Genomic DNA, 21,555 nt, shown 5'->3' with positions numbered 1-21,555 from the left:
GCACCTTTTCCTCCATAAGTGGTGTAGCTGCGTAAGTCCTGACAAATCCTGCGTCTTCTTCTCTAGAGGCATCATTGTAGAGACGTTCCATGGAACGTCTCTACATAAATCATCTGTCCTAACAGCTATATCGCTACCCATTTCAAATTTTAATGCGTAATAGTTTAGCCGAGGTAATGGTGTGTTACGCTACTGCGACGAAATGATAAAAAAGCTAAAGCTACGCTGAGATCTCTATCTCAGGGATGAGAATGGATCTCAAAGAATGAGTAGCAGGACTTACGCAACTGTCACACGCGATCGCGAAGCGTGTGCGGTAACTGCATGATTCCGTTCCATCTGATGCAGAATCGCTTATCCTTAGAATCAGAATAATCCAATTTCCTCCAACCGAAACCGATGAGTCTGGTCATACCGAATGACATCCTCCAAGCCACCAAGATGACTAAGGATGAACTAAAGCTAGAGATTGCCATCATGCTGTACAAACAAGAAAAAATCAGCAGTGGCAAAGTCCGCACCTGGACTGGACTGACCGTAATTGAGTTCCAACACGAATTAGCCAAACGAGGACTTTGTATCAACTATGATGTAGAGGATTTTCAGTCGGATATTCAAACCTTGCAGTCAATGGGCTTACTATGATTGTTGTCAGTGATACTTCACCCATCACCAATCTGGCAGCAATTGGTCAGCTCGATTTATTGCGGCAACTCTATAAAACCATCATTATTCCGCAAGCTGTTTATGATGAAATGGTGGCAGTGAATAAAATTGTTCCTGGTGCAGTTGAAGTACAGTCTCTATCTTGGATTCAGACTAAGACAGTCGCTGATGTTCAAAGAGTGACAGATATTCAAACTAGCCAGAACAATATTGATTTGGGTGAAGCCGAAGCAATCATTTTGGCGCTGGAATTGAAAGCCAACTTACTCCTGATGGATGAGCGGCGTGGTAGAGCGTTGGCAACTAATTATGGACTTAACGTAACTGGATTATTAGGCGTTCTACTACAAGCTAAACAGAATGGTTTCATTCCCACGGTCAAGCCTCTGATAGATCGGTTGATGGGGGAGTTAGATTTTCGGGTAAGTAGTCAGTTGTATGCAACAATCCTACAAGCGGCGGGTGAGTAGCTAACTTTACCGCGACTGTTTCATGAGGTCTAGTGGGTTCCCTATCAATTAATTCTCCATTATGTCAGTTCCAGTTAACTTTCCATATCCGTATCAATTTCCACGTCGAGGGTTTCTTCATCAATCCGGACATACAAAATATTCGGTTGACAACAAACCTGACAATCCTCAACATACGATTGCTGAGAGCCTGCACTAATATCAATAAAGGTGACATTGGCTTCGCCACAGTAGGCACAACTGTATTCCGCTGTATTTTCCATAATAAATGGCATATCTAACTTGGTAGATTAGCATAACGTGAAACCGTAGGGGCGCACCGACGTGCGCCCAAAAAGATACCGACGTGCGCCCAAAAAACCTAAAATCTATGTCACTATTTTAGCCCTGTCATGCCCCTAATATTAAGACGAATGGCGCTGACTTAAGGCTGGTGGGTTTCGACTTCGCAAGAGCCCACGATGGCGGACTAACCCAGCTAAAATGGTGCGATAGATTGGCTTCGTAGTGAGGGAACCTCAGCCTTTTCCAGCTAGGCGTTAGAGAACTAAAGTTCTCACTACAAACAAAGCCCTATTTTAAGTGGGTCAACCCACCCTACGGTATATTAAGGTTTCATTTATCCAGAAATGCTTATTGAGCGTGCCATTCACATTAGGACTGATGATTGCGTTCCCAGAGTTGATGGAGAATTTGGACATGAACCTCGCGAGTAATCGGATAAAAATAGCTAAAAACCAAACCGCAAAGTAAGATCAATGTCGGTAACGGACCAATAATCATCCGGATGGCAAACAACGCCGACTCTGGTTGTACAGGATTAGGTTCTCCCGCCACACTGGAAATAAACCCTGCCCAGTCGAGTATTTTTCCCACTAAAAACAGGGCGATCGCAAACCCCATTTTCTGAAACAATACCATGAACCCATAGAAAATCCCCTCCCGTCGTTGTCCGCTATTGAGTTCATCGAGATCCACAACATCGGGTAACATTGACCAGGGAATTAGATAAGCCGTAGCAATACCAAATCCTGCCAATACAGCCAAACCATAGAGTAAACCCACTTGACCCGGTTGTAGGAAAAATAAGCCAGCTTCCGCCAGAATTAACAACGGCATCCCGATTAAATAAACCGCTTTTTTCCCCAACCGCTTACTCACAAAACTCCAGATAAACATCATCGCCAGTGCCGTTCCTTGAACCGCGATCGCGACTTGGGTAAAGTGGTGATCGGGTAATCCCATCCAGTTAATCACAAAGTAGGGCAAAATTGCGGCAGTAATCTGTACGCCTAACCAAGAACAAAGATAAATACCCATGACATACAAGAAAGGGCGATTAGTGAAGATATAGCCAATTTGTGATCGCCAGGGTAACGATGGGCGTACCGACTCATTCACTGTCTCTGATTCTTGCTGATTGAGGACAACCCGATGAGTTCCTAAAACACTGACGTAGGCAGATACAACAGCGCAAGTAGCACAGACAATTCCTAACACTAAATATTTTTGGCTAGGGTGTTCCACTACAGAAAAGATAACTTGAGCCAAAACTAATGCCAAAATTGCGCCACCGACAGAAAATGCCGATTTAAAACTGATCAAGCTAGTCCGCTCATGATAATCTTGAGTCAGTTCGGGAGCTAGGGCAGAGAAGGGCAGCAACACTGATGTAAATGCAGCATAAAATAAAACCCCTAAAACCCCGTAGTAGCCGAATAACGCCTGCTGATTCAACGTAGCATCCTGACTAAACGTCGGCACAATCCACAGCAACATAAAAAAGAGTCCCAAAGGAACCGCGCCACAGACAATCCACGGATAACGCCGTCCCCAAGGTGAACGGGTGTGATCACTCAGCCAGCCAATCAGCGGATCATTAATCGCATCCCAGGCTTTGCTAATCAGCATCACAGTACCCGCTTTACTCGCACTAAGTCCAGCGATATTCGTGAGAAAAAACAAGAAGAAAAAGGATAAAATATTGCCAGGAATCGCGGCTGATAACTCACCCACTCCATAGGTAAACTTGGTGGTAAAACGCAGCGTTTTAATCTCTGGCTTCGGTAAAGCGGATGAGGGAGACTGATCCATAGCGTCAACTTTAGAGTTTGTAGTAAGCGCTTTAGCGCTGATCTCTCATGGACTGACAACAAAGCCAAAGCCTTATTATTACTACCTTATACCGTGTAGACTATCTACTTTCCAAGTAGCGTATCACCCCGTCAGGTTTATGGCACTAAAGTGCCTACTACGAACGACGCGATCGCTTACCTCCCACACCCTGAAGACGCCAGTAACGCTCAGTAGCCTTTGGAGACTGCTGTTGTGCCTAGCATAAGAATCTTCATAATAATGCCTCCGTCGCAGGAAACTCCGTGTATGCGAGATCGGAGAGGAATGCGCGGTAGCGGTTTTAAACTCCTAAGCTTTCCACAGGTTATACTGATCTATTGTTGCTGCCGTAGTAATTTAACTCAGGACAGCATAACTGAGTCTTCTGTTGATGTTAAAACGAGAGTTAAAAAATACTAATCGTGAGGATTTATGACTATTTTGGATTCTAAAGGTCGTCTTTTTGGTAAAATCAGCCTTCTTGATCTAGGGGCTGTCTTGGTCATTTTATTAGTGATTGTGGGAATCTTTTTCATTCCAGGTACAGGTTCCGTCGCTCAGATACCTGGAAGCAGCGCCGAAAAATCTGTTGAAGTTGATTTGATTGTTCGAGGGTTGAGCGTGCGTAAGCCAGAGGATTTGATGTCTCAATTTAGAAAAGAAAAGAAAACAAATATCGTTATTCGCAATCAACCCTCTGGTCAGGTAGACATCATATCGGTACAAGAATTGCCAAGACTGGTTATTGTACCTCAACCCGATGGCTCGGCTAAAGCACTACCCGATCCCAGACCAGACACATTTAGTACTGATATACTAATGACCCTCGGTGGTCAAGCCACTATTACCGATGATGGTCCGGTTCTGGGAAATAGCAAGCTTAAAATTGGAACGCCTGTGGAATTAGAGGGTAAGGATTACAATTTCAACGCTAGCGTGATTGATGTCAGGGTTGAATGAAAGGGAACAGGGAATAGGGAGCATGTAGAGACGTAGCATGCTACGTCTGGGAGCTGGGGGAGATAATGACAAAAGACTAATGACAAAGGACTAATCTGCAATTCTGTCCTCAGACTTTAGCATTTTCAAATACTTTTGGATTAAACCAATTGTGACGGCTGGTAATTCGAGCTGAGGAGTCAATCCAACATCTTCAAGGGTTTGAAAGACTTGAACAGCTTTCGGATTGAGAGCCGCCAGTCGTTTGCCGATTTCTGGGCTGGTAAATTCCGATTTTTGTCCCCAGATAATTGCTGTGGGAGTGGTCAGTTGAGTAATGTACAGGGATAAGTCAAAGCACAAGTCTCCCCGTACAAACGACAGCGCTGCATATTCAGCATTGGGTTGTTGAGCTGAGGCTAAATAAGCATCCACAATTTCTGAGTAAATTCGGCTGGAACGAGCAAATTGCCGACTTTCCAAGAAACTGCGGATACCGCCTTCAGTGGCGACACCAGTGCTGTAGAGGATGCGATCCAGAATCGGTGTGCTGATTAACTGAGCAAAAAAGCTACGTGTGTAGTCTTCCCCGAAATCAGAGAGTCCTGATGGAGTGGTGAGAATCAAAGACTTATACAGTTCAGGACGTGCGATCGCGGCTCGGATTGTCAAAGCGGCGGTTAGAGACGAAGCAATCACTGGTGTTCCTTGAGGACAGGTTTGCTCTAGGAATTCATTAATCGTGGTGATGTAGTCATCAATCTGATAATTGCGTTCAGGATGCTCTGAACGACCCCAACCGATGAGGTCAGGGGCTAAAACTCGATACTCACTAGCAAATGCCGGATAGACCTTTGACCACTCATACGCTGATGACCCGCCTCCAAAGCCATGCAAAAACACTAATGTTGGTCGTTCTTCTGGCTCAGGGGTTTCTGGGGTTTGCCACGGCATGTCGTCAGCCGTGTAGTATGTCATGCGTCCCAGTGAGGTCACTAAGGAGTGCTGTTTAAAACCGTTGGGTTCAATCATATCTCAATTTTATCGCTATTGCTATCATCCCTGATTCTAGGGTCGAGAGCCTCTGACTTTAAGTTGATTCCCTTAACCCGGAATCCTAGGTCAACGTGAGTCAATCTTTGAGAAAGGCGTTAAAATCATAAGTTTTGAACTGAGGGAACTTTTCTCAATATTATTTCATCGGAGGATTTTATGTGAGTGGACGTTTACACACAAAAGGGTACAAACTCATATCAGTAATCACCTAAAAAACACTTGTAGTTTTGAGTGAGACGGTTCCAGGGAGCATCATTGCGGCTGAGTTTCAATTTGAACATAACCAGCCTGTAGACGTGATTTGCCAGCAGAGCGGAGATATCTGGTGATTGTGAGAGCAGGAGATTTGAGCGGTGATTGAAACCGAAAACTTGACATTTTTTCTAGGCTTATAGAGTTATAAGCTTTCCGTTGTTCGATCTCATCAATTTATTTATTTGTTGTTTAAAATCTGTTATAACAATGCAATGCAATTTACAGTTACAGGAAATTATAGATGATAACTTCATCAAGTCGCAAGCGGCGATCGCTTCTCCTGACTGGGATATAGCTGAATATGAGTCGAGTTTACTCGTGATAAGACCGAAGAGTGTCTGCCTTAATTTGGAAGCTTTAACCTGTTTTGAAGTGGTAGAGCATCAATTTCACCCGTTTGGAGTGACATTTAAAAACGCGATCGCTCTACAGCCATCAAACCCTGCCTATCCGCCCCGCTCTGGTACAATCGTACTCATGGCGGCACCTAAAAGCGGTTGGCTAGAAGCAACATTTTTGCAGCCGATTGCTCGGTTCTGCTGCTACGTCACCAGTTCCCAGCGAACGATCATGTCGGCTTACGACTCCCAGGGTATGCTTATTGATCAAGTGACAACTCAACCCAATTTAGCTGGATCAGATTCATCTACACCTCCCAATACCCAGCTACAGATTAATGCGCCGAATATCTCTCGCATTACATTCTATGCCTTTGACGGTCAACTGACCCTTGATGACTTAAGTTTTGAGTGTTGAGTGTTGAGTGTTGAGTGTTGAGTGTTGAGTGTTGAGTTTTAACCTTAATTTTTGCGTCCCCTGAATCCGGACAAGGGCGGGTTTAGTTCAGTTATCGGTTTGTGAAACGTTATGGGTAAAACCCGCCCCTACAGAATCGGCTGTATTCCCATCTCCCCCTGCTCCCCCTCCTACCCTATGCAGTTTGCCCCCCTCTATCCCCTGCTGTACCCAATTCTGAAGACTGTCTTTCCTGATTGTCTTTGGTCAGGTTCACCCCAGTCGCGAACCATTGCGCTCACGTTTGATGATGGTCCTCACCCTCAGTACACCCCCCATCTTCTGCAAGTCCTAGAGCGCTACGATGTAAAAGCCAGCTTTTTCTGGTTAGGTACTTGTGTCAAATCGGCACCAAACGTTGCCCGTGAGGTCTACGCCCAAGGTCATTGGATTGGATTGCACGGCTATCATCACCACTCTTTCCCCTTGCTGACACCAGATACGCTCAAGCAAAGTTTAGAAAAAACCCAAGCCACAATTACCCAAGCTTGTGGACTGAACTCCGATCGCCTGCGGGATGTTCGCCCCCCGAATGGTCTGTTTACTCCCCAAACTCTCAGATTATTACACCAATGGCATTACCGACCTGTGATGTGGAGTGTTGTACCAGAAGACTGGGTACGTCCTGGGACTTCAGTCGTTGTCCGGCGAGTCCTACAGCAAGTACAGAATGGATCACTCCTGGTCTTGCATGATGGTTACTGTGGAGGAGAAGATGTTACCCAAACGACAGCCGTGTTAATCCCAATCCTACTGAATCAAGGATTTAACTTTGTGACCATTGACCAACTCTGGCAACTCAAATAATGCCTTCTGACTGCGAACTCAGTTCTCGTTAGCGCTATCTGTAGAGTGGCATCAGCCAAAAACTGGCATTATTTCAACTATATATAGAGTTAAATGAGTTAGATCTCCCCTCTACTGTCTCCCCTCTGCCTGATCTCCATCTCCGACGGTCAGTTTACACAAGATGACACAAGCGTTACGTATTGTAACCATCTCGGCGAATTTTATTCAGATTTTAAACACAACTACTCCTATTGTGTGCTAAAACAAATGTTTTACACACCATCGAGCCTTTGTGACTTATGCATTACCTCTACCCTCAAAAAATTTGTTGCATGTACGCTGAACTTCGCTAACGTAGTCAAAGAAGAAGAATTCTCTCAATACAGAACAGAACGTTTGTACTAAAATAGGGTGTTTCATGAACTCTAGAGAAACTAAGGCTGTTGAAGTGTCAGCTAACTTCATTAAAATGGCTGATCACATTTCAGCGATTTGTCCGGGACGAACCAGTCGAGTCCCAGAGTACATTAAAGAAGGATTGACATAACCGGGAGACATCAAGCAGACGGATTCAGTTTCGATGGCTTTCCCCAGCGTAACAGTAAAGCTTACGACTCTATTCGCGTACTTCCATCAAGTTAAACTTTAGTCCCTCAATTCATCTAGCCATGCAAATCGAGGAAAGACAATCTATAATGGTTTCATTCTTTAGGCAAATATTCATTTCGATTTCGCGCAAAAGCTCTTAACCGCTGAAGATTATCAGCCAATCTAAGGTACCCAAAAGCGCGAACAAGTTTTTTGAATTAAAGCTAGAATCAAAAAGTCTCAACAGCCGCCAGGATGGAAAATTACTTTACCCGGCATTCATATCCCTATTGAGTTAAGAGGAATAAATTTCATCTGAGTTTCTCAGGCTCAACAATTCAATAACCGATTAGAATGCAAAAGGTAAGATGAAATCGCTGGCTCAACTTTTACAACTTTTAAGTAGATTATTAGACATCTACTGGTCTTTAACTGAAGGAGCATGAGGAAAAAGGCATGACCCAGGCACACGACGTACTTGCAACAATTTCTCAGCCTCAAAGCGAGTTTGAATTCTTGCTGGAGGATGACGCCACTCAAGATGATATGGCAGATGGGAACTCGGAAGCCGTTCAACCCGAACCGGGGGAGGAAGATAGTAAGCCTGGTAAGGTGCGTTCTACCCGCCGTCGCACACAAGCGAAAAAGAAGCACTATACCGAAGATTCCATTCGCCTCTACCTACAAGAAATTGGTCGAATTCGGCTATTACGGGCTGATGAAGAAATTGAACTGGCGCGTAAAATTGCGGACTTATTGGAATTAGAACGGATTCGCGATCGCTTGTATGATCAGCTCGAGCGAGAACCGAAGGAAGGAGAATGGGCAAAGGAGGTAGAAATGGAACTTCCCGCCTTTCGCCAACGCCTTTTCCTGGGTCGGCGGGCAAAAGAGAAAATGGTGCAGTCTAACCTGCGTCTGGTTGTGTCCATTGCCAAGAAATACATGAATCGGGGTCTGTCGTTTCAAGACCTGATTCAAGAAGGATCTTTAGGACTGATTCGGGCGGCGGAAAAGTTCGACCACGAGAAAGGATACAAATTCTCCACCTACGCGACATGGTGGATTCGACAAGCCATCACTCGTGCGATCGCGGATCAATCCCGTACCATTCGCCTCCCCGTTCACCTCTACGAAACCATCTCCCGGATCAAAAAGACCACCAAAATCCTCTCTCAAGAATTGGGTCGCAAACCCACCGAAGAAGAAATTGCCGATCGCATGGAAATGACCATCGAGAAGCTGCGATTTATTGCCAAATCAGCCCAACTTCCCATCTCCCTAGAAACACCAATTGGTAAAGAAGAAGACTCTCGCCTGGGTGACTTCATCGAAGCCGATGGTGAAACCCCAGAAGACCAAGTCTCCAAAAATCTGCTGCGGGAAGACTTAGAAAGTGTCCTGGATACCTTAAGCCCCCGCGAACGAGACGTTCTCCGATTGCGCTATGGGTTAGATGATGGACGGATGAAAACCCTAGAAGAAATCGGTCAAATTTTCAACGTGACCCGCGAACGCATTCGCCAAATCGAGGCAAAAGCCCTGCGTAAACTGCGCCATCCTAATCGCAACAGTATTCTCAAGGAGTATATCCGCTAGGAATACACAAGAAAGCTGGGGTTCAGGGAATGAACACCCAGCTATTCTTTACCCATTGCTTAAAACTGTATGATGCAGTGTATTACATCAGCCCCCAGAAATGTAACACGCCTTGACCAGAAACATATTCCGTAATCAACGCGGCAACAAAACCAATCATCGCTAAACGACCATTCCAATTCTCAGCGTTCGCCGTGAACCCAAATTTCGCTTCTTTTTGCTGTTGCTCATCCATAACTTCAACTTCGTTGTTTTGGTTACATTATGTAAATTAATGTAACGAATTGTTGGCAAAACGACAAGAAGTGGGTCAAGGTGACGGTAAAGATGGATGAATATTATCTCCGGAATGCTAAGAAAAATTAACTCATGAACTCTCACTAACGACCCCAGAAAATAAATTTTATATCAAGTTTGATTAAGGGATGTCTATCACCGCCACTCAACTGCCCGCTCGACTCAACGATTATTACCAGCAGATTCGGATTATTCTCGATCGCCAAAATCCAATTACTGGACTATTACCCGCCAGTACAGCCGTGAATGCCCATGGTGACTACACCGATGCCTGGGTCAGGGATAACGTGTACAGCATTTTGGCAGTTTGGGGATTAGCCTTAGCGTACCGCAAACTCGACGCTGATAGTGGGCGCACCTTTGAACTCGAACAAAGTGTGGTCAAACTGATGCGGGGGCTGCTGTTTTGTATGATGCGGCAAGCCGCCAAAGTGGAACGGTTCAAAGACAACCAATCTCTGCTGGATGCACTACACGCCAAGTATAATACCAGCACTGGTGATGTAGTCGTAGGGGATGATGAGTGGGGTCATTTGCAGCTCGATGCGACCTCCCTATTCCTGTTGATGCTGGCTCAGATGACCGCATCAGGGTTACACATTGTTTACACCATTGCTGAGGTGCATTTCATTCAGAATCTGGTGTATTACATTGGTCGTACCTATAGGACACCAGATTACGGGATTTGGGAACGGGGAAATAAAGTTAATCGCGGTAATCCTGAACTCAACGCCAGTTCCGTCGGCATGGCAAAAGCCGCATTAGAGGCGATTAACGGGCTAGATTTATTTGGTGTGCGGGGATCTCAAGCCTCCGTCATTCATGTTCTCCCCGATGAAATTGCGCGATCGCGGATTACGTTAGAATCCCTATTACCACGGGAATCGAGTTCCAAAGAAACTGATGCGGCATTGTTAAGTGTAATCGGGTTCCCAGCATTTGCCATCGAAGACGTGGAACTGCTGGAGAGAACTCGCCAGAAAATAGTCGATAAATTACAGGGACTCTACGGCTGTAAACGGTTCCTGCGCGATGGACATCAAACCGTCCTAGAAGATACCACCCGCTTGCATTATGAACCCTGGGAACTGCAACAATTTGAACATATTGAATGCGAGTGGCCCCTATTTTTTACCTACTTAGCCCTGGATGGTTGGTTTCGGGGAGACGTTGAACGGGCGCGGAATTATCTGGGGCGTTTGGATACATTGCTGGTTGAGCGAGATGGGATGCGCTTATTACCGGAAGTGTATTACGTTCCCGAAGACAAAATTGAAGCCGAACGTGCTTCTCCCCGTTCTCAGAATCGCAAACCCAATGAAAATTTGCCGCTTGTCTGGGCGCAGAGTTTGTATCTGTTTGCCCAAATGCTTCAGGAGGAATTAATTACGCGGGGAGATGTTGACCCCTTAGGGCGTCATTTTTGCGTAGGGCGTCACCAAGATCCGGTGGTACAAATTGCGCTGTTGGCAGAGGATGAAGCATTACAGGCGCAACTCGCGGCTTATGGGATTGCCACCCAGACTCCCAAACAAGTTGATCCGGTGCAAGTGCGTCAGGCAACTGATTTATCCCGATTGTATGCCCAAATTGGACGGTGTGATTCCTTGGGTTTAACTGGACGCCCGATTCGACGTCTGCGGAGTTTGACCACATCCCGTATTTTTCGCTTCGGGAAAGAAACGATTGTATTTTTGCCAGCGTTTTTAGACCAGCAACAGTTTTATTTGACCTTGGATTATCATTTCCTAGTGGCTCAAATTAAAAGTGAACTGACGTATATTCAACGCCATTGGGGTGAGTTGGGACGTCCAACGGTGACGCTGCTGTTAACGCATCAGATGGTGCAGACAGCAGAAGAAATTAGTCATCCGGGACAAGAGCAACTTCAGGGTTCCGCTTTACTGGAATTAATCCAAGAATTGCAAGAGGGATTCTGTAATGGGGTGCGGGTCAAGTTAGGGCGTTTAAATCAGTTAATGCTCACAGCAGGCGTTGAACGCATTGATACGCTGCAAGGGTTTGAGTTTAGCGACTCTGCGGTTCAAGATGCAGCACCGCCTGAGTATTACCTGAGGAATCATCCGCTAAACAATGGTCCGTTAAGTCATACGCAGGAATTCTTACTGGAATGCGAAACGAATCTCCAACCCTTGCTCGATAGTTTGCGGAATTCAGAAAATCTTTATGAGCAAATTGAATTATTACGCACTCTGAAAAACTTGCGGGGACTGGAGTTTGATACAGGGTTTGGTCAACCTAACCGAGTGGTGACGGTGGCGGATTTGCTAAATGAAGCTTATTTCAGAGCTAGTACGGAAGGCGCATCGCCTTACTGGGGTGTGATTCGTCAAGCGGCGGGGTTACTGAATAAAGTCGAAATTAGTTTGTCGGATGCGGTAACGGATATTTTGGTGCGCGGGAAACAGATTACTGTTGGCAAAGCTTACAGTGAGGCTTCTCTGATTAAAAATCCAATGTCTCATCTGGAACTCCGGGCGAAGATTGACGAATTTTGCCGAGAAGATATCCGCGATCGCGTTTTAACTCAGGAAATCCTGATTTACTTGAGTATTCTGATTAAATCCGAACCGCATCTGGTTGATGGCTTACTCACACTGCGGGTTGGGTATTTAATTCTGCTGTTGACGAGTGAATTAGCGGCTGAATTAGGCGTGACGCAAGATGAAGCTTATGAAGCATTGATGCGCTTGAGTCCCTTTGACATTAAAATGCGATTGCGTTCCTGTTTGGCGGGGTATGAAGGGGTTAACCAAAAATTACGCCAACAAGAATCGCTGCATGTTAAACAACCGCAATATGCGATTAATTGGGTGATATTGCCAGAGGAGCGAATCTATATCGACGAAGACATTACCATGGCGGGAAATTGGCTGAGAAAACGGCAAATGGATGGCAGTGCAGGTCGGGTTCCGAAAGACTTTTACCCGAAAGTCTGGCAAGTGATGAAACATTGTAAGGGTTTGGTTATTGGTGATAAATTAGAGCGTCGCAATCGACTGGATAGTCAACCTTTGCTCTCGGAAATGACACCTGGAGAAAAGAATTTTGCTCTGCGGGTTGAGCATTTACTCAATAAAATTCAAGTGCCAACCTATCGACAAGTGAATATTGAGGCACTTGTGGAATTAGCCGCGATATTGGAACGTAATCCAGAATTGGAAATTGAAGAATACATTGTCCTGGATGTGTTAATTGGTCATGCTGTTCGGTTAGGTTGGTTGGAGCGATATCCAGAACGAGCCGATAAGTATGACGAATATAAGGCAGCCGCTTGGCGTGCTTTTTATGATACGTCACCTAAACAATGTGCGGCTTATGTTGCTAAGGCGTTCCAGTTTTTGGCACAAGTCGAACCTGCCAATGTTGCTTGATTTGGTCATTGGTCTTATGTCATTGGTCATTTGTCATTGATCAGGCAATAGGGAAGGGAGAATACTGACGTGGCACACCTTAATTGGTGAATTAGAATTACATCCAGAAACTGTAGGGGCGCATAGCGTGCGCCCATCAAATTGTAAAATCTATCCTACAATTTTAGCTGTGTCAGTCCAATAGGGTGGGAGCATCCCAATTTGGCACGTTGGCTTTTTGAATGGGGCTGAAACCATTGCAATTGCGTTACTTTAGGTAATGCTTTGTCCAAAACGGGATGCTCTCAATAGGGTTGGATAGGGCGTTAGCACTGTTAAATGCCCCGGATAATGACTTGAAGAACACTAATCCTATTATGTGGCAGCTTAATGTCGATGGAGTCCAAAGTCTGATCGATGACTTTACTGCCCAGATGCAGGAGTATGAAACTCTAATTAATCGGGATGAGAGCGAACCAATCATTTTTGAAATCGGTTCTCTTTCTCAGCTTCCCCGCATTTTGATTCAAGCCCGTATCGCGGCTAAAATTAGCCAGAAAGAACTTGCTCAACGGCTGGGAATTGAAGAGAGTCTGCTTCAGCGATATGAAGATAGAGAGTATGAATCAGCAACGCTGACACAATTATTAGAAATTAGTGGAGTTTTGGGAATTTCAATTCAACCAAAAACTACGGTTAGGGTGGTTGCACCATTGAAGACAGCATAAACTAATCTGTTAATATCACTCAATTTCCTGCTGATATCAGTTGCTTGCCTTGGGGTGAATTCGCATAACCTAAGAAGGCTTGAACGGCTGGATTCGCTGGGTTTTTGTAGACGTAATAGAGGGTTCGTTGATAGGGATACGTCGGTTGATCGGGAAGTACACCATTAACAGCCAAAGAACGCACGGTTTTCTGGTTCATCACCTGAGTGTACGTCGCATAGCCAATGCCATCATTCCCTAATGCGCGAAGTAGGGGTGTTGTGGCGTCTTGGGGTAGGGTGGTAATATTCGGCGTTGTGCCAAAATTTTCTCCAGCTAATACTAATTCTTGAAATGCTTGATGGGTGCCACTAATCGCGGGACGATTGATGACGCGGATGGCATTGGCAGCACCACCAACTTGTGACCAATTGGTAATTTTTCCCTGGAAAATAGCCTCGACTTGAGTCGGAGTTAGTCCGCTTGTAAGGGGATTATACACGCCAACCACGATCGCGATCGCATCCGTGGCAATTGGCATAGCGACTAAACCTTGACTTTGTTCTTGAGGAGTCAGAGGTCGAGAAATCGCCGCGATATCCGTGTTCCCAGCTAATAGGTTTTGAATTCCTTGATCAGAACCTCTGGCTTGGGGAATAACGGTTGTATTCGGAAATTGTTGTTCAAAGCCATTTTTGAGAGTTTGATTAATACCCACCATACTCGTAGAACCATCAATTCTTACCTGAGTACCACTCGCGACAGCCGTTGGCGGCGGAAATGAATTAGCCGCAGGGGTAGGTTTGGGGGCGGGTGGAGGTGTTGGAGAGGCGCTGGATGAGGTGGGAGGAGGAGTTGTGGGAACGGTGGTGTTGACGGTTGGGGTTTGATTCTTCAGATAAAACCATCCGTAGCCAGCCGCGAGTAAGGCGAGGGTGATCAGAATATAAGGAATGGGAGAAGGATCACCATGTTTTATCATCAGATTCACCGTGAGTGGGAACAGATATCTAGATGAGGCAAAATCACCGATAATTTAGAAAGTTTAGAGAGGAGTTAAGCTGTTCGGCATTTAAACCTTAATGCCAATAATGGCGAATTCCTTGTATGTAGTGCGAGCATCTTGCTCGCTACTCAGCATCATCTTGCTCGCTACTAAGCATCTTGCTCGCTACTAAGCATCTTGCTCGCTACTCATACCCAATTTAAATGCATGACAACTTACAACCTGCTGCTAATTTTATGCAAACAACGGCTCTTAATCACCAAAATTAACAAAACTCTACACTTCCGCCTAGCTTAACCAAAGCTTAAACTAATCGTGCTTATCTATTGCCATCAGGAATGGATGATGCCATTAAATGGTGGTATTGGTGGACGCTAATTATGAAATGTATTCAATGTCAGACGGATAATAATTTACAAGAACGGACTGAACATCAGGGGCGGTGTAAAAATTGTGGGCATCCCTTTGCTTTTGAACCGACGAGTATGGGTACACCAACATTTACTGACCCATTTTTTGCCAAGGCGATCGCAGATATTTCGGCTAACGGTACTCTATTTTTTACGCCCAAGCAACTTGTATATTTATTAAATAGGCGCTTGAGAAATCGGTCATTAGAAATTGCTACTTTGATTACAATATATATTATTTTTAGTCTTTTTGTATATGTGTTTTTAGCTGAATTTTTGTCTAATTTTTACGGTAAATTTTCAATTTTTATTATTTCAAATTTTTTAAATATTAGCATCTTTTTCGTTTTATTTAAAGCTAGCAAATCTAATCAAAATAGTCCTAAAGTTCGCCAAATTAATGCCATATTGTTGCAAGTATTAGGAGGATTTATTATCGTCACTGGTATTTACTTAAGTATAGCGATATTCAATTCTTTTGGTATGTTTGCAGTTGCTGTTCTCCTAGGAATGCTGTCTATCTATTTGGGAATTCGACAGCTACAACGTCAAAAAAGAATATCTCAATCTTTTTTAATTGCTCAAAGTCAAGTAGAAAATTGGCTGAATCGCTGGCAAGAAATTAATGGTAACTCAGAAAAAATGCTACCCTCTCCCCGTGAGGAGAATACCGAAGCCGAAATCAGTCCAGATATCAGCGCCTATAGTTTTGACCGAGTAGTCGTTTGTGGTAGTGCGACTATTGCACAACTCCTGATTTCAAATAATTTCCACTTTGAAAATAACTGCGCTGTTCTCAGTATCAATGGCTATCCCAAAAGAATTTTTAGAACTGTATTACAAATGTTAAAACGTAATCCAGAATTAAAAGTTTATGCTCTCCATGATTCTAGTCCTCGTGGCGTAAGATTGCTGCATCACCTGCGAACTAGCCGAAACTGGTTTGCCGAAAGTACGGTGACAATTTACGATTTGGGATTACTTCCTCGTCATGTATTAAACAGCAAACGTAATTTTTTTGTCCGAGGATCAGAAGAATCAGCGCAACAGGCAAAACAATTATCTCCAGACGTGCGGCAGAATTTGTCGGTAGAGGAACTAGAATGGTTAGAGTTGGGTAATTTTGTAGAATTAGAATCCTTTACTCCCCGAAAGTTGTTGCAAATCGTCACTCAAGGGATTGCCAGAAGACAACTTTCCCCAGATGGCACAGATTCAGCTTTTGTAGAAATTGATAGCGATTCGAGTAGTGGTGAGGCTTATTTGTTAGCCTCTGAAAGTTTTGGTTAAGCTATCACACATTTAAGTTGAATGTTACTGAATTAAGGCTGCACCCTACGGTATATCAAAGGTTTCAGTAGTCCCAAAATGCTGACTGGAGCGTGCCATTCCATTTAAGTTGGGTATTGGAAACACCTCTCAATAACAAATATATTCCGATTCCCTCCCCTTGCAGGGGAGGGTTAGGGAGGGGTCTTTCCTTTAACCAAAAGCATCGTACATATCTTAATTCTCTAGCTTCAACGCCGCTGCATGATGACGAATGTGGTCTTCCACAAACGAGGAAATGAAATAATAGCTGTGATTATACCCTTCTTGGAAGCGTAATGTTAAAGGAACCCCAGCTTTTTCACAAGCTTGGGCAAAGATACCAGGAAGCAATTGCTGCTTTTCCAAAAAAGGATCGGCTGTCCCTTGATCAATAAGAATTGGGCGCTTATATCCCACAGTTAACACTAATTCGCTAGCATCATAGATGTCCCAATTTTCTTCATCCTCACCCAAATAATTTGTAAATGCCTTTTTTCCCCAAGGACATTGTGTTGGTGCAGCAATGGGAGCTAACGCAGAAACAGATGTATATTGCTCAGGGTTTCTTAAAGCACAAATCAGCGCCCCATGACCCCCCATGGAATGACCAAAAATCCCCTGATGATCAATTTGAGCCGGGAAATGTTGGGCAATAATTGCTGGCAATTCCTCAACGACATAGCTATACATTTGATAATGTTCTGACCAGGGTTCTACTGTCGCATCGACGTAAAAACCCGCGCCTGTACCGAAATCCCAGTCGTCATTTTCTCCAGGAATTCCCGTATCACGGGGACTGGTGTCTGGTGCCACCAGCATTAATCCGTACTTCGCCGCAAACTTCTGCGCCCCAGCTTTTGCCATAAAATTTTCTTCAGTACAGGTTAAGCCAGAAAGGAAATAGAGAACGGGGACTCGTTCAGATTTGGCTTTAGGCGGTTGGTAGACAGCAAACCGCATTTTACTGTTGCAGGTTTGAGAGTGATGGGAGTAAAAGCCAACTGTACCACCGAAGCATCGATTTTCTGAGATAATTTTAGGGGCTGTGGACATAAATTAATTGTGTAGTGAGCAGCAGTAGATGTGGCTTTTTAAGTCGGCTGTTTTGATACCTGACGCACAACCCATACCCGCAAGAAGGCTAATAGTCGCTATTGATCCAATAAAGCATGAAGCAAGCGTCAGTCCTGTTCTATTCTCCCACAGACAGGGGAACATCGTCTGCTTTAGATTAGTGATTATTATGAATCGCTGCTCAGGGGATCAAGTTGTCACAGGTCGAGAAAACTGCTAAGGTATCCGCGATCGCTCATCTCGAAAAAATTTCCCCTATCCCTTACCTAACCTAGCTTCCGATGAAGTGATAGGGAAAGCGCGATCGCAGGAGAGCGAGATGGTCTAGAATCGAAGCACAATCTGGATTGTGCGGCTATAGTAGAGTAGATTTACCTTGAATTCTAGACCTAAGGTAGCTTAAAATACCCACCTGGAAAAATTCTATCCCCCCTCCCAGGCTTGGCAGAGGGGATAGGGGTGAGGGCGAAACCTGTCTGTCAATTTCGAGCATTTGGGTTTAAGTTGATACCAATATCAGGAACTATAGAAATTCTTATAACCCTGGTGATACTGCCTAGAAACGTTTTAAAATCCTTGGGGATGGACAATTGAGCCTTTCTCGTTTTCAATTAGAAAACGGAGAACAGCCAGAGAACCCCCCCCAATAGACTCAATGATGTATAAACTCATAAGGAGTCAAGTTTCACCAACGGCAGTCAGCCTGTATCAGTGACAATGAGTGGTAGTTCAGTTTTAAATGTGAGGTAAGAGCGATGAGTGATGGTATGGCATTCCTAACAGGGGCTGCCTTTGCGGGGGTAGCGGTTCTGTTTATGATGAAAGGCGGAGACAGTCTTGGCATTACCAATGCCCCTCCCTCTCAAACCGCTCAACTTCCACAGAGCAATTCTTATAATCCCTATAATCCGGCTTATGGGCAGAACCCGCAAATGCCAGTTCAGACAACACCAGGTTTTGCAGGTAATGATTTTGAACAGCAACAGGTTACAGTAGAACGCTTGAAAGGCATGCTGGAACAGCAACGCGCCGAAACGGAACAGCTAAAAGCTCAAATGCAAAATCAGCAAGCGTTGATTGACAATCTTATGGGACAAACTAATCCCAATAATCCCAATAGTTTCATACCCCCTCGGATTGAAGCAGCGCCCCCTGTAACTCCTGTGCAGCAGTCTGAGCAAGATAATTCGATTATTTCCGGCTTGGTTTGGGGATTGGGTGGTATGGCGGTAACGATTAGTGGTGGTGTTGTAGTTGTGGGATTATTAGCAGTGCTGTCGCGACAACAACAACCCCGTCCACCTCGGACGACTTACGTTGTCCCCCATCCCTACAATGCGCTTCCTTATGCCCCCTCAGCTAGGCGGCGCACTGAAGTAATACCGCCTCCTCTTGATGATAGACAAGTGGACTATGTGGAATATGAGCGTTAGTCCAAAAAGGCAGAAGACAGAGGGCAAACCTACACCCGTCCCCCTTTTAGATCCCCCTCCCGTCCCCCTTAAAAAGGGGGAAGCCAGCAGATGCTTCGCTTTTTTTGCACGGGAGAGGGGAGTAAGAGAATCCGATCCCCCTTCTCCCCACGGTGGGAGAAGGGGTTAGGGGATGAGGGGGAAAATGTCAAGGAGTAGATAGACACAACTTAAAACCTTGTCAGTATTAGTTTGCACCTTACAGCAGTTTGCTCTGCTATGCGGTACATTGTCGATCCCCCTAAATCCCCTTAAAAAGGGGGAATTTGATCTACTATACTTTATTACAGCGCAAAGCGCTGTAAGTTGATACGAATGCGTACCCAACGCTCCCCTACGGGAGAGCGTTGGCTTCTGATGCCTTGAATAAGACGCTAACTTGTTACCCTAAAAATAGGAATTCTCCCATCCACCCAAGCCCACGGCATCAAGCGTGCAGATAACAAATGTATGAGTATTAAAGACAAACCGAAATCGCCACACGGTCGCCAGATTGGTCTTATCCTATTAATTCTGGCGAGTGTATCCTTACTGGGGTACTTGTTTGTACCCAAATCTCCTCGGTTTCCCCTAGTACCCTATAGCAAATTTCTCGACCAACTGGACGACGGTAAAGTCACCCGGGTTTCGGTGGGGGAAGACCAAGTGATTTATCAGCTTAAGCCCACTCAAGATCCCCTGAAGGCGACTCAAGACTTGCTGCAAGCCACTCAAGATCCTCTCCAAGCCACTCAAGACTTGCTGGAAACGCCAGAACCGCCCCTAGACACAGAAGTAGAACCGGATCTGGACACACCCGACAATCCGTTAAATTCACCATCTGACGATCCGCTCAACCCAACCGATGAACTGCTCAACCAAGATGAGCAACAAGGACAAATCTATGCCACACTCCGGGTTTATGATCCAGACTTGGTGAACACGCTTCAGGAACAAGAGATTGAATTTTTTGCTGCGCCTCCTCCCAAAAATGGTTGGTTACTGAGTCTGTTAAGTTGGGTGGTTCCGCCGCTAATCCTCGTTGCCGCCTTTCAGTTTTTCCTGCGCCGCAATGACAGAGACGCTGAAGGTGCGCTTTCGTTTAGTAAAAGTAAGGCAAAGGTTTATGTAGAAGGAGAATCGGCTAAAATTACCTTTGCTAATGTCGCGGGGGCGGAGGAAGCTAAGACAGAATTAGTGGAAATTGTCGAATTCCTGCAAAACCCCGATCGCTTTACCGCAATTGGGGCGCGAATCCCTAAAGGGGTACTGCTGGTGGGACCTCCAGGAACGGGGAAGACACTCTTGGCAAAAGCGGTAGCTGGGGAAGCAGAGGTTCCCTTCTTTAGTATTTCCGCTTCGGAGTTTGTGGAACTATTTGTGGGAACCGGTGCGGCGCGGGTGCGGGATTTGTTTGATCAGGCAAAAAAGAAGGCACCCTGTATTATTTTTATTGATGAATTGGATGCGATCGGCAAATCTCGGAGTAGTGGGAATTTCCATAGTGGCGGAAATGATGAACGGGAACAAACGCTCAACCAGTTGCTTACAGAAATGGATGGCTTTGCGGCTGGCGATGCGACGGTGATTGTCCTCGCCGCGACAAACCGCCCCGAAAGCTTAGATCGTGCCTTGTTACGTCCAGGACGCTTTGACCGTCAGGTATTGGTTGACCGTCCTGATTTAGCTGGACGTAAAGAAATATTAAGCATTTATGCCCAGAAAGTCAAATTAGGCGAGGATGTGGATCTGCACGCGATCGCAACTCGGACACCTGGGTTTGCTGGGGCGGATTTAGCCAATCTAGTCAATGAAGCCGCCTTATTAGCCGCCCGCAAGCGACAAGATACCATTGCTCAAGCCGACTTTGCCGAAGCCATTGAACGAGTCGTGGCGGGGTTGGAGAAGAAAAGCCGGGTTCTCAGCGATGTTGAGAAAAAGATTGTCGCCTATCACGAAGTTGGTCATGCTTTAGTGGGTGCGTTAATGCCGGGAAGTGGTAAAGTCGCGAAAATTTCCATTGTGCCACGGGGAATGTCTGCGTTGGGATATACACTGCAACTCCCCACAGAAGACCGTTTTTTGATGAATGAAGCGGAACTTCGCGGCGATATTGCCACCCTATTAGGAGGACGCGCCGCTGAAGAAATTGTCTTTGGTAATATCACCACAGGGGCGGCGAATGATTTGCAACGCGCCACAGAGTTAGCTGAACGCATGGTCACAACTTATGGCATGAGTAAAGTTTTGGGTCCTTTGGCGTATAATCAGGCTCAAGGCAATAGTTTTTTGGGCAATAGTGGCGGAAATATACGCCGGAGTATGAGTGATGAAACGGCAAAAGCGATTGATGTGGAAGTGCGAGAAATTGTGGAAAACTCTCATCGGAAAGCCTTAGCGATTCTCAATCACAATCGCGATTTACTCGAAGAAATTGCACAACAGATATTAGCAACGGAGGTGATTGAAGGGGAAAATTTGCAAAATCTGCTGCAACAAGTGCGCCCAGCGGATAATTTTGTCGCCTTGGAGAATAATCGTGTAGCTTCATAGGGGAGATGGGGGAGCAATGTAGAGACGTGCCATGGCGCGTCTGGGAGATGGGGGAGCTGGGGGAGATGAGGTAGAGATTTCCTAATCAACATAAGACATA

The 21,555-nt window shown here is 45.3% G+C and carries 17 protein-coding genes; 11 read left to right on the top strand and 6 right to left on the bottom strand.

All coding sequences use genetic code 11. From position 1 onward, the window contains the following. Nucleotides 1-399 precede the first annotated feature (399 nt). Nucleotides 400-645 (top strand): UPF0175 family protein, encoded by a 246-nt coding sequence (locus RH949_RS08570; RefSeq protein ID WP_006104686.1) that lies wholly within the window; start codon nt 400-402, stop codon nt 643-645. Then, nucleotides 642-1,136, top strand: coding sequence for a DUF3368 domain-containing protein (locus RH949_RS08565; protein WP_044210185.1), 495 nt, complete (start codon nt 642-644; stop codon nt 1,134-1,136). Before RH949_RS08570 ends, RH949_RS08565 begins: the two co-directional genes overlap by 4 nt. A gap of 74 nt (nt 1,137-1,210) precedes the next feature. Here RH949_RS08565 and RH949_RS08560 read toward each other — a convergent pair whose 3' ends face one another. Both RH949_RS08560 and RH949_RS08555 read right to left on the bottom strand, forming a co-directional pair. Continuing rightward, a complete protein-coding gene (locus RH949_RS08560; RefSeq protein WP_446352570.1) occupies nt 1,211-1,399 on the bottom strand; it encodes a CPXCG motif-containing cysteine-rich protein in 189 nt (62 codons plus the stop codon). A 391-nt stretch (nt 1,400-1,790) separates the two neighbouring features. After that, entirely contained in the window at nt 1,791-3,230 is a 1,440-nt protein-coding gene (locus RH949_RS08555; RefSeq protein WP_446352561.1) for an MFS transporter, read from the bottom strand. A gap of 453 nt (nt 3,231-3,683) precedes the next feature. Between RH949_RS08555 and RH949_RS08550 the strand changes: the two genes are divergently transcribed. Continuing rightward, nucleotides 3,684-4,211, top strand: a complete 528-nt coding sequence (locus RH949_RS08550; protein ID WP_446352560.1) for a DUF4330 domain-containing protein — start codon at nt 3,684-3,686, stop codon at nt 4,209-4,211. Nucleotides 4,212-4,301: 90 nt separating this feature from the next. Here RH949_RS08550 and RH949_RS08545 read toward each other — a convergent pair whose 3' ends face one another. Continuing rightward, the gene (locus RH949_RS08545) at nt 4,302-5,222 is read right to left on the bottom strand and encodes an alpha/beta fold hydrolase (protein WP_446352559.1); all 921 of its coding nucleotides are present in this window, start codon (nt 5,220-5,222) and stop codon (nt 4,302-4,304) included. 486 nt (nt 5,223-5,708) lie between these two features. Here RH949_RS08545 and RH949_RS08540 point away from each other — a divergent pair, with 486 nt between their 5' ends. From RH949_RS08540 to rpoD, 3 genes are all read left to right on the top strand, one after another. Next, entirely contained in the window at nt 5,709-6,257 is a 549-nt protein-coding gene (locus RH949_RS08540; RefSeq protein ID WP_006104776.1) for a hypothetical protein, read from the top strand. A gap of 177 nt (nt 6,258-6,434) precedes the next feature. After that, nucleotides 6,435-7,103 (top strand): polysaccharide deacetylase family protein, encoded by a 669-nt coding sequence (locus RH949_RS08535; protein ID WP_446352558.1) that lies wholly within the window; start codon nt 6,435-6,437, stop codon nt 7,101-7,103. Nucleotides 7,104-8,129: 1,026 nt separating this feature from the next. Continuing rightward, on the top strand, nt 8,130-9,272 hold the full coding sequence (rpoD, locus tag RH949_RS08530) for an RNA polymerase sigma factor RpoD (RefSeq protein ID WP_006104739.1): 1,143 nt from the start codon (nt 8,130-8,132) through the stop codon (nt 9,270-9,272). Between the two features lie 82 nt (nt 9,273-9,354). Here rpoD and RH949_RS08525 read toward each other — a convergent pair whose 3' ends face one another. Next, nucleotides 9,355-9,507 (bottom strand): chlorophyll a/b-binding protein, encoded by a 153-nt coding sequence (locus tag RH949_RS08525; protein WP_006104728.1) that lies wholly within the window; start codon nt 9,505-9,507, stop codon nt 9,355-9,357. Nucleotides 9,508-9,697: 190 nt separating this feature from the next. Here RH949_RS08525 and RH949_RS08520 point away from each other — a divergent pair, with 190 nt between their 5' ends. Together RH949_RS08520 and RH949_RS08515 are read left to right on the top strand one after the other, a co-directional pair. Next, the gene (locus tag RH949_RS08520; RefSeq protein ID WP_446352557.1) at nt 9,698-12,964 is read left to right on the top strand and encodes a glycoside hydrolase family 15 protein; all 3,267 of its coding nucleotides are present in this window, start codon (nt 9,698-9,700) and stop codon (nt 12,962-12,964) included. A 278-nt stretch (nt 12,965-13,242) separates the two neighbouring features. Next, complete coding sequence (locus RH949_RS08515; RefSeq protein ID WP_446352556.1) at nt 13,243-13,671, top strand: helix-turn-helix domain-containing protein; 429 nt, start codon at nt 13,243-13,245, stop codon at nt 13,669-13,671. Between the two features lie 19 nt (nt 13,672-13,690). Here the strand turns inward: RH949_RS08515 and RH949_RS08510 are convergent, their stop codons facing one another. Continuing rightward, a complete protein-coding gene (locus RH949_RS08510; RefSeq protein ID WP_446352555.1) occupies nt 13,691-14,632 on the bottom strand; it encodes a phosphate ABC transporter substrate-binding protein in 942 nt (313 codons plus the stop codon). A gap of 362 nt (nt 14,633-14,994) precedes the next feature. Between RH949_RS08510 and RH949_RS08505 the strand changes: the two genes are divergently transcribed. Then, on the top strand, nt 14,995-16,356 hold the full coding sequence (locus RH949_RS08505; RefSeq protein ID WP_446352554.1) for a hypothetical protein: 1,362 nt from the start codon (nt 14,995-14,997) through the stop codon (nt 16,354-16,356). A gap of 216 nt (nt 16,357-16,572) precedes the next feature. Here RH949_RS08505 and fghA read toward each other — a convergent pair whose 3' ends face one another. Next, nucleotides 16,573-17,430 (bottom strand): S-formylglutathione hydrolase, encoded by an 858-nt coding sequence (gene fghA, locus RH949_RS08500; RefSeq protein ID WP_446352553.1) that lies wholly within the window; start codon nt 17,428-17,430, stop codon nt 16,573-16,575. 788 nt (nt 17,431-18,218) lie between these two features. On the opposite strand from fghA, the gene RH949_RS08495 reads away from it, so the two are divergent. Next, complete coding sequence (locus RH949_RS08495; protein WP_157453411.1) at nt 18,219-18,884, top strand: hypothetical protein; 666 nt, start codon at nt 18,219-18,221, stop codon at nt 18,882-18,884. Nucleotides 18,885-19,373: 489 nt separating this feature from the next. Beyond that, nucleotides 19,374-21,455, top strand: coding sequence for an ATP-dependent zinc metalloprotease FtsH (gene ftsH, locus RH949_RS08490; RefSeq protein WP_446352552.1), 2,082 nt, complete (start codon nt 19,374-19,376; stop codon nt 21,453-21,455). The last annotated feature ends 100 nt before the right edge of the window (nt 21,456-21,555 follow it).

Origin of the sequence: Coleofasciculus sp. A1-SPW-01 (genome assembly GCF_040217205.1) — a bacterium.
GTDB classification, from domain to species: domain Bacteria; phylum Cyanobacteriota; class Cyanobacteriia; order Cyanobacteriales; family Coleofasciculaceae; genus Coleofasciculus; species Coleofasciculus chthonoplastes_A.
Note: the sequence above shows the minus strand (reverse complement) of the source record. Positions and strands in the feature narration are given on the sequence as shown.